Source organism: Marinimicrobium alkaliphilum (assembly GCF_003259155.1).
GTDB lineage: Bacteria > Pseudomonadota > Gammaproteobacteria > Pseudomonadales > Cellvibrionaceae > Marinimicrobium_A > Marinimicrobium_A alkaliphilum.
Genome location: NZ_QGMQ01000001.1, coordinates 410,469 through 422,917 on the forward strand (window position 1 = coordinate 410,469; position 12,449 = coordinate 422,917).

10 protein-coding genes are annotated in these 12,449 nt (G+C 58.5%); 9 read left to right on the forward strand and 1 reads right to left on the reverse strand.

The window, feature by feature from the left end; translation table 11 throughout:
* From DKW72_RS01915 to DKW72_RS01940, 6 genes are all read left to right on the forward strand, one after another.
* On the forward strand, positions 1-2,487 hold the full coding sequence (locus tag DKW72_RS01915; RefSeq protein ID WP_111640612.1) for an ABC transporter permease: 2,487 nt from the start codon (positions 1-3) through the stop codon (positions 2,485-2,487).
* 69 nt (positions 2,488-2,556) lie between these two features.
* Positions 2,557-2,811, forward strand: a complete 255-nt coding sequence (locus DKW72_RS01920) for a DUF4404 family protein (protein WP_111640613.1) — start codon at positions 2,557-2,559, stop codon at positions 2,809-2,811.
* Between the two features lie 119 nt (positions 2,812-2,930).
* Positions 2,931-4,026 (forward strand): peptide chain release factor 2 gene (gene prfB, locus DKW72_RS01925; protein WP_111640614.1). Its coding sequence is split into 2 segments (ribosomal slippage): positions 2,931-3,002 and positions 3,004-4,026, totalling 1,095 coding nucleotides; the frame shifts between segments, so codons are not numbered across the junction.
* Between the two features lie 48 nt (positions 4,027-4,074).
* Entirely contained in the window at positions 4,075-5,568 is a 1,494-nt protein-coding gene (gene lysS, locus DKW72_RS01930; RefSeq protein ID WP_111640615.1) for a lysine--tRNA ligase, read from the forward strand.
* A 6-nt stretch (positions 5,569-5,574) separates the two neighbouring features.
* A complete protein-coding gene (gene trxA, locus DKW72_RS01935; protein ID WP_111640616.1) occupies positions 5,575-6,426 on the forward strand; it encodes a thioredoxin in 852 nt (283 codons plus the stop codon).
* Positions 6,427-6,505: 79 nt separating this feature from the next.
* Positions 6,506-7,525 carry a LacI family DNA-binding transcriptional regulator gene (locus DKW72_RS01940; RefSeq protein ID WP_111640617.1) on the forward strand — a complete coding sequence of 340 codons (1,020 nt, stop codon included), beginning with the start codon at positions 6,506-6,508 and terminating at the stop codon, positions 7,523-7,525.
* Here the strand turns inward: DKW72_RS01940 and glk are convergent.
* Positions 7,482-8,492, reverse strand: coding sequence for a glucokinase (gene glk, locus DKW72_RS01945; protein ID WP_111640618.1), 1,011 nt, complete (start codon positions 8,490-8,492; stop codon positions 7,482-7,484). The genes DKW72_RS01940 and glk overlap by 44 nt on opposite strands.
* Positions 8,493-9,370: 878 nt before the next feature.
* Here glk and DKW72_RS01950 point away from each other — a divergent pair.
* From DKW72_RS01950 to DKW72_RS01960, 3 genes are all read left to right on the forward strand, one after another.
* Positions 9,371-9,877, forward strand: coding sequence for a hypothetical protein (locus DKW72_RS01950; protein ID WP_111640619.1), 507 nt, complete (start codon positions 9,371-9,373; stop codon positions 9,875-9,877).
* A 161-nt stretch (positions 9,878-10,038) separates the two neighbouring features.
* On the forward strand, positions 10,039-11,154 hold the full coding sequence (locus DKW72_RS01955; protein ID WP_111640620.1) for a phosphoserine transaminase: 1,116 nt from the start codon (positions 10,039-10,041) through the stop codon (positions 11,152-11,154).
* 65 nt (positions 11,155-11,219) lie between these two features.
* On the forward strand, positions 11,220-12,395 hold the full coding sequence (locus tag DKW72_RS01960) for a phosphoglycerate dehydrogenase (RefSeq protein WP_111640621.1): 1,176 nt from the start codon (positions 11,220-11,222) through the stop codon (positions 12,393-12,395).
* Positions 12,396-12,449: the final 54 nt, after the last annotated feature.

Sequence of the window (12,449 nt, forward strand, 5' to 3'; positions counted from 1 at the left end):
ATGCTGGCATTGCGGTTGTTATGGCGCAACTGGCGCAGTGGCGAGCTGAAGCTGCTCGGTCTGGCGTTGGTGATTGCCGTGGGTGTGGTGGGCGCCATCGCCCTGTTTACCGATCGTCTCGAACGCAGCCTGATTCAGGAAAGCAATGCGTTGCTGGGCGCGGACCGGGTGGTGCGCAGCTCGCGCCCGATCAATCCGGACTGGTTTCCCGAAGCCGAGGCCCGGGGTTTGCAGCAGAGCCAGGCGGTGACCTTCTCCTCCATGGTGTTCGCCGGCGAAGAAATGTATCTGGCAGGGATCAAGGCCGTGGACGAGCGTTACCCTTTGCGGGGTAATCTGGTGGTCAACGAGCGCGCCTTTGCCGCCGACGGCAACGTGGTGGCCGAGGGCGTGCCCGCGCCGGGGGAGGCCTGGGTGGATGGGCGGCTGTTGCCGCTGCTGGATATCGCTCTGGGGGATACCGTCGGCGTGGGCGAGTACGAACTGACGGTGACCCGTATTCTGGTGCGTGAGCCCGATGGCGGCAACCCGTTTAACGCCATGGGCGCGCGCCTGTTGATGAATCTGGAGGACCTCGAGCGCACGGAAGTCATCCAGCCCGGCAGCCGGGTGACCTACCAGTGGTTGCTTGCCGCCGACAGCGATACGGTCCTGCGTCAGGGTGTGGAATGGTTGGAAGAGGCGTTGGGTGAGCACGAGCGCATTATCGACCTGCGTACGGCTCAGCAGGGGTTGACCAACACCCTGGACACCGGTCAGCGTTTTTTATTGCTCGCGGCGGTCATCGGTGTGCTGCTGGCCGGGGTGGCCATTGCCTTGTCGGCGCGTCAGTTTGCCGAGCGCCATGAGGATCAGGTGGCGCTGATGAAAAGTCTCGGCGCCGGTGCCGGGCAGGTGCGTCGCTTGTATTTGACGCAACTATTGGTACTGGCGACGGGCGCCTCGCTGATAGGCTTGGTATTGGCGGAAATCGCCCAGCGCGCGATCGCCTGGGGGATTCAGTCCGGTTTTGAAGTGCAGTTGCTGGCACCAGGTTTTTACCCCTATGTGTTCAGCCTGCTCACCGGCGTCATCGCTTTGGTGTGTTTCGCGTTGCCGGCCCTGTGGTTTTTGCCCGGCGTGCCGCCGCTCAAAGTTTTGCGTCGGGAGCTGGAGCCGAACCGGCTGGAAGCCTCCTGGCAATTGTTTTTCGCCGCGCTTGCGGTCGTGGTGCTGGTCGCACTTTTCTCAAGAGACCTGGCACTGGCATTGAGTGTGCTCGCGGCGCTCTTGGTGGTGTTGCTGATTACCCTCGGGTTGGCCCTGGCACTGCTCAGTTTGAGCCGGCGTATTGGTGCCAGTGCCGGCAGCATCTGGCGTCTGGCGGTGGCCAGTCTGCAGCGCCGGCGTGCCGAAAGTCTGATTCAGATAGCGGTGTTTTCGGTGGCCCTGATGCTGCTGTTCACGCTCCTGGTGGTGCGCACCTCCATGGTGGCGGAGTGGCAGGCGACTTTGCCCGAGGGGGCGCCGAACCATTTTCTGGTCAATATTCCCGAACATCAGGTAGCGCCAATCCAGCGGCTGCTCGACGATGAGAATATTGAGCGCCAGCCGCTCTATCCGATGGTGCGTGGGCGACTCACCGAGATCAATGACAACAACGCGCGCGAGCTGGATCTGGAGCACAATACCCTGCGCCGGGAAATCAATCTGACTTGGACCGACAGCCTCGCGGAAGACAACGAAATTATTGAGGGCCTCTGGTGGGATGACTGGCAGCGTTCGGATGCCGACCTGCCCGGGGTGTCGGTTGAATTGGATGCGGCCACGGGACTGGGGCTCGCGTTGGGTGATCGGCTGCGCTTCTCGGTGGGCGGATTGGAGCTGCGTGCCGAAGTCGCCAGTATCCGCACCCTCGACTGGAACAGCATGCGGCCGAATTTCTATTTCATCTTCGAACCCGGCGCACTCGATGAATTCTCGCCCACGTACATTACGAGCATGTATCTGCCTGCGGAGGATAAGCCGTTTTTGAATCAGCTGTTGCGCCAATACCCGACCATTCTGGTGATGGAACTGGATCGTATCATTGAGCAGGTACAGCGGGTGATCACCCAGGTGAGTAATGCGGTGCAGCTGGTGTTGTGGATGACCCTGTTTGGCGGCGTGCTGGTGTTGTTTGCGGCGGTCAACGGTAGCCTCGCGGCTCGGCGTCAGGAGTCGGCCTTGTTGCGTGCGCTGGGCAGCCGGCGCCAGTTGATTCTCGGTAGCGTGTTCTACGAGTTCGCTATCCTCGGCGTGCTCGCCGGCGTGATTGCCATTGTCGGCGCCGAAGTGCTGCTGATGGGGTTGCAGTTGTTTGTGCTGGAGATTCCGGTGCGCCCCCATTACTGGCTCTGGATCGCAGGGCCTTTGGCCGGAGCGGCGTTGGTATCGGGCTTGGGCGTGGCGGGCTGCCGCTCAGTGGTCACCACGCCGCCAGGCAAAGTGTTACGGGAACTGGCGTGATCGGTGCCACATCCGGTCAAGGGGTTGCTATACTGTCACTATAGTCAACAACCGCGAGGAAAACCGCCTATGCCCCAGCAACGCATCAAAACCCTGATTGGCGAGCTGCACGATATGTACGGCGACGACCAACCGAGCGAAGCCCAGCGGCGCTTGCTGGACGACGTGGAGCGACATATCCACCCGGCCGGCGCCAAGGCGCCACCGGATCCGGCGATGCTGGAAACCATGGAGCTGCTGATTGAAGACATGGAAGAGGAGCACCCGCGTACCAGCGCGGTGCTGCGCGAAATCATGATAACCCTGAAAAATATCGGCGTCTGACGCTCCCGCCTCCACCCGTCCCGGCGGGCCCTTTTGCCATTTGGTGAAAGCGGCCCGCTAAGGTAGAATGCCTCCCTTTCTTTACCCTCCCGCCGACAGACTTAGGTGATTGGCTATTTATGGAAATCAATCCACTGTTAAACCGCTTGAAAGACCTCGCTGAGCGCACCGATGTGCTTAGGGGGTATCTTTGACTACGCTCATAAAAAAGAGCGTTTGACTGAAGTTGAACTGGAGCTGAGTGAGCCGGGGGTCTGGGAAGACCCGGACCGGGCGCAGGCCCTGGGGCGCGAGCGCGCCTCCCTGGAAACGGTGGTAAAAACCATCGAAGATCTGCAGACCGGCGTGGCCGACTGCCGAGAGTTGCTGGAAATGGCGGCCGATGAAGGCGATGAGGCCAGTGTGGCCGAGGTCACAGGCGAAATCGATGCCCTGGACGCCCAGCTTGAAACCCTGGAGTTTCGTCGGATGTTCTCCGGCGAAATGGACCCGAATAATGCCTTCCTGGATATCCAGTCGGGTTCGGGTGGCACCGAGGCTCAGGATTGGGCCGAAATCGTTCTGCGTATGTACTTGCGCTGGGGCGAGGACAAGGGCTTTAAAACCACCCTTGAGGAGGCCTCGGCGGGCGAAGTGGCAGGCATCAAAAGTGCCACCATCCGCTTTGAAGGCGAGTACGCCTTTGGTTGGTTGCGCACCGAAACCGGCGTCCATCGCCTGGTACGCAAGTCGCCCTTCGACTCGGGCAATCGCCGCCACACCTCGTTCTGCTCGGTGTTTGTCTCTCCCGAGATCGACGACGATATCGAAATTGACATCAATCCGGCGGATCTCCGTGTAGACACCTACCGGGCCAGTGGCGCCGGCGGTCAGCACGTCAACAAAACCGATTCGGCCGTGCGCCTGACTCACGGACCTACGGGGATCGTGGTGAGCTGCCAGAGCGAACGTTCCCAGCACCAGAACCGGGACCGGGCCATGAAGATGCTGCGCGCTCGCATGTATGAGCAGGAAATGCTCAAGCGCAACGAAGCCAAACAGGCTCTGGAAGACAACAAAGCCGATATCGGCTGGGGCAGCCAGATTCGTTCCTACGTGCTGGACGATCAGCGCATCAAGGATTTGCGCACCAACGTCCAGACCAGCAATTGCCAGGCCGTGCTTGACGGCGGTTTGGATCAATTTATTGTCGCCAGTTTGAAGGCCGGCCTCTAAGGCCGGCACTGACTTTTCTAACGATCGAAATTATCGGTAGTGCACTCTATGAGCAAAGACACCCAGACCGCCCAGGACGAGAACAAACTGATTGCCGAACGGCGCGCCAAACTGGCGAGTATTCGCGAACAGGGCAATCCCTTTCCGAACAACTTTCGTCGCGAGCATGAGAGTGCTGATCTGCAGGCCGAATTTGGTGAGCAGAGCAAAGAGGCGCTCGAAGATATGGGCAAGGTGGTGAGCGTCGCCGGACGGGTAATGGCCAAGCGCGGCCCCTTCATGGTGCTGCAGGACGCCAGCGGTCGTATCCAGCTGTACGCCGACAAGGCCGCGCAGCAGGTCTTGCGCGACCAGTGGGGCGGTTGGGACATCGGCGATATCGTCGGGGTCAAAGGCACCCTGAGCAAGTCCGGACGCGGCGACCTGTATGTCACTCTGGACGAATACCAGCTGCTGACCAAATCCCTGCGGCCACTGCCTGAGAAATATCACGGCCTGAGCGATCAGGAGTTGCGCTACCGCCAGCGCTACGTCGATCTGATCGTCAACCCGGACGTGCGCGATACCTTCAGATTGCGCTCACGTTGTATCGATTTTATTCGCCGCTATATGAATGGTCGGGACTTTATGGAGGTGGAAACCCCCATGCTTCAGACCATTCCCGGGGGTGCCACCGCGCGGCCGTTTATCACTCACCACAACGCCCTGGACATGGATATGTATTTGCGTATCGCGCCAGAGCTGTATCTCAAGCGCCTGGTGGTGGGCGGTTTTGAACGGGTGTATGAAATCAACCGCAATTTCCGCAACGAGGGGCTGTCCACCCGACACAACCCCGAGTTCACCATGATTGAATTCTACCAGGCCTATGCCGACTACAACGACCTGATGGATCTGACCGAAGACATGCTGCGCAACCTGTGTCAGGAAGTCGTGGGTACGACCACGATTCAGTATCAGGAGAGCGAATACGATTTTGGCAAACCGTTTCGCCGTTTGAGCGTGTTCGACTCGATTCTGGCGTACAACCCCGATCTGAATGCCGAGGATATCAGCAGCCGCGACGCCGCCAAAGCGGTGGCGGACAAGCTGGGTATTCCGGTCAAGGATGCTTACGGGCTGGGTAAAATCCAGATTGAAATTTTCGAGAAAACAGTCGAGCACCGTCTCGATCAGCCGACCTTCATTACCGAGTACCCGACTGAGGTGTCACCGTTGGCCCGACGCAGTGACACCAACCCGGCCGTAACCGAGCGGTTCGAGTTTTTTGTGGGGGGCCGCGAGCTGGCCAACGGCTTCTCGGAATTGAACGATGCCGAAGATCAGGCTGAGCGCTTTATGGAGCAGGTGCGCGAGAAGGACGCCGGCGACGATGAAGCCATGCACTACGATGCCGATTACATTCGCGCGCTTGAGTACGGCCTGCCGCCGACTGCCGGTGAAGGCATTGGTATCGATCGCCTGGTGATGCTGTTTGCCAACGCTGCCTCAATTCGCGACGTGTTGTTGTTCCCGGCCATGCGTCCGGAAACCCAAGGGTAAATCGTTATGCAAAACATTGTTGATGTCACCATGGAGACCGCCCAGCAGTGGGTGATTGATGAATCTTTCAAACGTCCGGTACTGGTGGATTTTTGGGCCGACTGGTGTGGCCCCTGTAAAACCCTGACCCCGATTCTGGAGAAGCTCGCCAATGAGTACCAGGGTCAGTTTTTGCTTGCCAAAATCAACGCCGATGATCAGCAGACGCTGGCGGGGCAGTTTGGGGTGCGCAGTTTGCCCACGGTGATGCTGATCAAAGACGGTCAGCCGCTCGACGGCTTTGGCGGTGCGCAGCCGGAAACCGAAGTGCGCGCGTTGCTGGAAAAGCATTTGCCCAAACCCTGGGAGGGTGATTTGCAACAGGCTCAGGCGTTGCTGGCGCAGGGCCAGGCCCAGGACGCTCTGCCGTTGTTGCGTCAGGTGTACGAGCTGGCGGGCGAGCCACCGCAGGTGGCGTGCCTGATGGCACAGGCGCTGGTTGACCTCAAACGCCCGGATGAGGCCGGGCAGCTGCTTGATACCGTCAAGCTGGCGGATCAGGACGCGCTTTACGAGCAAGTCAAAGCACAGCTGGCCTTGAGTGAGCAGGCCGCCAAGACACCAGAGCTGGAAGGACTGGAAGCAGCGCTCGAACAGAATCCGGACGACCTGGACGCCCGTTACAAACTGGCGCTGCAGCAATACCAGGAAGGTTATCACCGGCCCGCGTTGGAGAACCTGATGGCTATTCTGACCCGGGATAAGAATTACGCCGAGGGCGGCGCTCGAAAGACGCTGATGGACATACTGGCCAGTCTGGGCAAAGGCGATCCGTTGGCGGTGGAGTTTCAGCGCAAATTGTTTACACTGCTTTATTGAGTACAAGCGTTCCAAAAACAACGGGTGCCCGGGCAAGCGGCGGGTTTTAGCGAACCGATAATGCAACGGAAGAACTGACGTGGCCAATGCAACCATTGATGATGTCGCCAAACGCGCCGGGGTCTCCATTAAGACCGTATCCCGGGTAGCCAACAAAGAGCCCAACGTGCGTCCCGCCACGCGGGAAAAAGTCCAGAAGGCCATGGACGAGCTGGACTATAGGCCCAACCTTTCTGCCCGCAGCCTCGCGGGTCGCAAGTCCTACGTGATCGGTCTGTTGTTCGATAACCCCAGTGCCAGTTATGTGCTCGACGTGCAGACCGGTGTGCTCAGCAGTTGTCGGGCCCGGGGCTACGATCTGCTGATTCACCCGTGCAGTTACGAAGACCCGGAGGTGACCAAGGAAATTGCCGACGTCATCCGGCAGACCCGCGTCGACGGTCTTATCCTGACGCCGCCGGTATCGGATGTGCCGGAGATCATCGAGTTGCTCAACGAACAGAAGATTCCCTTTGTCCGGATTGCCCCGGCGGTGGAGAAAGAGAACTCGCCTTACGTGGAAACCAACGACCAGCAAGCCGCATTCGACATGACCCAGCGCCTGATCGAGCTGGGCCACACGCGCATTGGTTTTATTACCGGCCACCCGGATCACAAGGCGGTGGCCTACCGCTACGATGGCTTTCGTGAGGCGATGGCGGAGAGCGGACTCAGTATCGACCCTAAATTGGTTGTGCAGGGCCTCAACTCATTTGAATCGGGCGAAGAGGCTGCGCGTGCGCTGCTGTCCCGGCCTCGGCATCCGAGCGCCATTTTTGCGAGTAACGACGATATGGCGGCCGGCGTTATCAAGGTGGCGCATGAGATGGGTATCGCCATTCCGGGGCAACTGTCGGTGGCGGGCTTTGATGACAGTCCGGTGGCGCACCAGATCTGGCCGGCGCTGACCACTGTGCGCCAGCCCATCCAGGAAATGGCTCGACGCGCGACTGAACTCCTCTTGCAGCGCGTCAAGGGCCAGAAAGGGCTCAGCAACCAGGTTTTGGCATCCAGTATTATTGTGCGGGACTCTGTTGGTCCCGCTCCCGCAGGTGAATGATCCAGGCGGCCGAGCCGAGTAGGGCGGCGGTGCCGTGGGTCACCACATACACTGGGATTTTGCGCAGGTAACCGTGCATGGGCCCCTTGCCTTGCAGACGTGCCAAAAAGTCGGTTTTGGGCAGGTAGTCGACAATGCGGGGTGAAATGCCACCGGCCAGGTAAATGCCGCCCAGCGCGCCGTAGTTCAGGGTTTTATCGCCCGCAGCCGAACCCAGGACGGCACAAAAAATCTGCATCGCTTCCTCGCACAAGGCGTCTTCGCCTTGCATGCCTTTAGTGCTCACGTCTGCCGGGGTGTAGTTCTCCGGTACGACGCCATCGATCGCGGCCAGCGAGGTGTACAGCTTGACCAGCCCCTGCCCGGAAATGAGGTTCTCCAGGGATACGTGGGCCTGACGCTTGAGCATGTACTGCAGGATCGCGATTTCGCGCTCCGTACCGGGGGCAAAATTCACATGGCCGCCTTCTCCGGTCAGGACTTTGGGGCCCGTTTCTGTAGGCACCATGGCAGCCGCGCCAAAGCCGGTGCCAGGCCCGAGAACTGCTTTTGGTGCCAAAGGGGCTGCGTCGGCCTGGTACAGGCAAACCGTGTGCTCCGGACGCAAATGGGGAACCGCATGGGCCTGAGCGGCGAAGTCGTTGAGCAGCTCCATACGCGTCATGCCGAGATTGGCAGTGAGCGACTGGGCCGAAAATGACCAGTTGTGGTTGGTCATTTTAACCATGCCGTTCTCTACCGGGCCTGCGATGGCGAGGCAGGCGTACTGGGGGATGTCGATACCCGCCTGGTTGCAGTAGTGGCGGATCAGGGCTTCCGGATCCGCATAATCGGCGCAGCGCAGGCTCTGTTCGAGTTTGGGGGCTTGACGCTGAAGGGTAGTGTCGGCGTTCTGGCCGGCATGATGTTCAATCACGCCCAATCGGGCGTTGGTACCGCCAATATCGGCAATCAATAACAGACTCATTTGACTTCCCGTAGTGCTCACGCATGAAATTGGCTGTGCCGGTGGCAGGCCCCTATTTTCGGCAGTGTAAGGGCATCTGACAGCGCTGTCAATCGCGCTTGGCGCGCAAATTAAAGAAAATCGTTTTCGTTGGGTTGACAGCGCTGTCAGCTGGGAGTAAAGTAACTATCGACGACATTTGATAAGTCATTCGGGAATGGTGTACTATTTCGAATGAGAAATCGATTGTCGTTAGCCAGAGGAAAAGAGGCTAGGGGTGTGTTGTGCGACACCCCCGAAAGAGCTTTCGCCCTTCCGGGTGGTTGTGGTGTCTTTTTTTATCGCCGGCTTTGCCGGTCTCTGGTGTTGTAGATCGATATCGATCTCTCAGGTCTCTCACCGTCGGTGCCTGGTTGATACATCGACGTGTCCCTTCGCCCTCTGGGGGTTACTCCAGAGGGCTTTTTTGCTTAAGGCTATTGTTACTCTTGCGGAGAGGCCTGTCAACGAAAAATGATTGCGCTCCTCAAATAAATTAAACTATCCCTTCATGTGTGTTATTATTGCCTTTCTGTCCTCTATTTGTTTTGGTGTGTCTGCATAGCGTCCTAATTCATGGCTTAAAGTAGGATGATATTGTGTTTTGTTGCCGGCTGAGGCGGCGATGGGGCGCGAGAATAAGCGTGCACCATAAGGTTGCATCCTGGCGGAAAGGGGGCTATACCCACTAACAGGTCATGGCGTGCACGATCACTCGGCGAGGGGCCGTTAGTCAGCTTGGGAGTGTGAGCTGATCCCGGTTTCCGTCCTTAGAATCGTGTTACGCTTGTGTTACGATTCGCGCACAACACACGTTGTTGTTGTGGAAATCTACTGAATATACAGCAAGGATTATTGTTATGAAGAAAACCCTGATCGCGACTGCTATCGCTGGTGCAATGGCTTTTTCTGCACACGCGTCTGCCGACGCTTACATCGCCGGCGGTATCTATGATTTTGGCGACAGTAACGTCTACCTGGCCGGTGGCGGCTCGTTGACGCCGGAGCTTTCTTTGCACGGCAAGTTTATTGATGCCGGTGATTCGGTTCTGCGAGTCACGGGTGAATACCTGATGCGCGATATTGACAGCAGTCTGTCAGCTGTTCTCGGTATCAGCCATTATGATTGGGGCATGTTTGACGATACCGGCGCCATCGTGGGTGCTAGCTACCACCTGCAGAACGACGACATGGTAATCCCGGTGATTTTCCGGGGGACTTATGACACCGCGTGGGATGGCTTCTTCGGTCTTGAAGTCGGCACCCGCTACTTCTTCGAAGAGAATCTGGCGGTGGAAGGTTCCTATAAAATCAACACCAACGGTATGGACAACGAAATCGGTGTCGGTCTGCGCTTCACTTTCTAAGGCGCTGATCGCACGGCCGGATAAGACCGGCGACTGCAAAACCCCGGGGTTCCGCCTCGGGGTTTTTCTTTGCCCGCTAGGTTATTGACGTCAGAGCTGGCATAATCGCCCCTTTGTTTACGACAGCCCAGCCCCTTAGGCATTGAGGAAAGAGGACACCTATGCAACCGCAGGTAAAACCCAACAACCCCAATTTTTCATCCGGTCCGTGCAGCAAGCGCCCGGGCTACGACCTGAATGCGCTTGACGTTCGCACTCTCGGGCGCTCGCACCGCTCCGCGCTCGGCAAGGCGGCGCTCCAACGTGCCTGTGAAGACACTGCCCGGCTTCTGGGTTTGCCCAAAGGTTACCGCGTGGGTGTCGTTGCCGGTTCGGACACCGGTGCTGTGGAAATGGCCATGTGGTCGCTGTTGGGGCAGCGCCCGGTTGATATCATGCAGTGGGAGTCGTTCGGTAAGGGCTGGCTCACGGATGCCACCAAGCAGCTCAAACTCGACAACCTGACTGCGCATGAAGCCGATTACGGTGATCTGCCGGATCTGAGCAAAGTCAATTTCGACAACGACGTGGTCTTTACCTGGAACGGTACGACGTCGGGCGTGAAGGTGCCCAACGGCGATTGGATCCCCGCTGATCGCAAGGGACTGACCATTTGCGATGCTACCTCGGCCGTGTTCGCGATGGACCTGCCCTGGGAAAAGCTCGACGTGGTGACGTTCAGCTGGCAAAAAGTGCTCGGCGGTGAAGGTGCTCACGGCATGTTGATTCTCGGCCCGCGGGCGGTTGAACGTTTGGAGTCCTACACGCCGCCCTGGCCGTTGCCGAAGCTCTTCCGCATGACCAAGGGCGGTAAGCTGATCGAGGGAATCTTCGAAGGTGCGACCATTAATACCCCTTCCATGCTCTGTGTCGCGGATTACCTGGACGCGCTCGACTGGATCGAGTCCATTGGTGGACTCAAAGGGGCCGTTGCGCGCTCCAATGCCAATCTGGCGGTGCTCGAGCAGTTTGTCGCGGAGAACGACTGGATCAGTTTCCTCGCACAGACCCCGGAAACCCGCTCCAATACCAGCGTCTGCTTTACCCTGGACGCGACGCCGGAGCAGGTTAAACAACTGGTCAAATTGCTCGATACCGAAGGCGTGGCCTATGATATCGGTGCCTACCGCGATGCGCCCCCGGGCCTACGGATCTGGTGCGGTGCGACGGTCGAAACTGACGATGTCAAAGCGCTGCTGCCCTGGCTCACCTGGGCCTACCAGCAAGTGACCGCATAACCACCTGAATTTATTTGTCTATGGCAGCCCCCGGGCTGCCATTGTCCGTTTTAGGGAGCTGACCCATGTACAAAATAAAAACCTACAACACGATTTCGACCAAAGGCCTGGACCTGTTCGGCCGCGACAGCTACGAAGTGGCCAGCGAGATTGGTCACCCGGACGCTTATATCCTGCGTAGCCACAAGCTCCACGGCGAACCTTTGCCTGAGAGCGTCAAGGCGGTTGCGCGCGCCGGTGCAGGCGTCAATAACGTGCCGGTGGAGGAGTACACCAAAAAAGGTGTGGTGGTATTCAATTCACCCGGTGCCAACGCCAATGCGGTCAAAGAGCTGGTGTTGGCGGGCATGCTTATGTCCTCGCGCGGCATTTTGCCGGGTATGGCTTACGCGAATAGCCTGACCGACATGACCGATGCTGACGCCATGTCCAAACTGTTGGAGAAAGAGAAATCGCGCTTCGCCGGCAGTGAGCTCAAAGGCAAGACTCTGGGTGTAGTGGGGCTGGGCGCAATTGGTTCGATGATCGCAGATGCCGCCTTGGCGCTGGGTATGAATGTGGTCGGCTATGATCCGGCACTGTCGGTGGAGGCCGCCTGGCGCCTGCCCAATCGGGTCGGCCGGATGGAGAACCTGCAGGCGCTGCTTGCCCGAGCGGACTATATTACCCTGCACGTACCGGCCATTGAGGCCACTCAACACCTGATCAACAGCGAAACCCTGAAGTCTGTGCGCCCGGGTGCGGTGTTGCTGAACTTCGCCCGCGAGGCCATCGTCGACGCTGAAGCCGTGGTCGAGAGCCTGGACGCGGGTGTTTTGGGGCGTTACGTATGCGACTTCCCCGAACCCTGCCTGCTCAACCGTGATGACGTTTACGCCATGCCGCACATTGGTGCGAGCACCGCCGAGGCAGAGGAGAACTGCGCAATCATGGCGGCCAATCAGCTGATGGCCTATCTGGAGCAGGGCAATATCACCAATTCAGTGAACTTCCCGGCGGTCACCATGGAGCGGGCTGATAACATCGGCGCTCGCGTGACGATCAGTAATGACAACGTCTCCGGCGTTCTTGGGCACGTACTCTCGGTGTTGGCTGATCACGATGTCAACGTCATCGATATGGTTAACAAAAGCCGCAAGGATATTGCCTACAATATTATCGACCTGGAACAGGTCCCGTCCGAGGCCGTGATCAAGGCGATTGCCGAGGTCGAGCATGTCATCAACGTGCGGGTGATCTGAGGAGTAGTGTTCGGGAGGTGTTGACAAAGCGGCGCCTTCTGCCACTATTAAAAC

Coding starts and splice junctions, on each gene's coding strand:
- DKW72_RS01915 (WP_111640612.1), top strand. CDS start 1: ATGCTGGCATTGCGGTTGTTATGGCGCAACTGGCGCAGTGGCGAGCTG.
- glk (WP_111640618.1), bottom strand. CDS start 8,492: ATGAGTCTGTTATTGATTGCCGATATTGGCGGTACCAACGCCCGATTG.
- DKW72_RS01950 (WP_111640619.1), top strand. CDS start 9,371: ATGAAGAAAACCCTGATCGCGACTGCTATCGCTGGTGCAATGGCTTTT.
- DKW72_RS01955 (WP_111640620.1), top strand. CDS start 10,039: ATGCAACCGCAGGTAAAACCCAACAACCCCAATTTTTCATCCGGTCCG.
- DKW72_RS01920 (WP_111640613.1), top strand. CDS start 2,557: ATGCCCCAGCAACGCATCAAAACCCTGATTGGCGAGCTGCACGATATG.
- DKW72_RS01960 (WP_111640621.1), top strand. CDS start 11,220: ATGTACAAAATAAAAACCTACAACACGATTTCGACCAAAGGCCTGGAC.
- trxA (WP_111640616.1), top strand. CDS start 5,575: ATGCAAAACATTGTTGATGTCACCATGGAGACCGCCCAGCAGTGGGTG.
- lysS (WP_111640615.1), top strand. CDS start 4,075: ATGAGCAAAGACACCCAGACCGCCCAGGACGAGAACAAACTGATTGCC.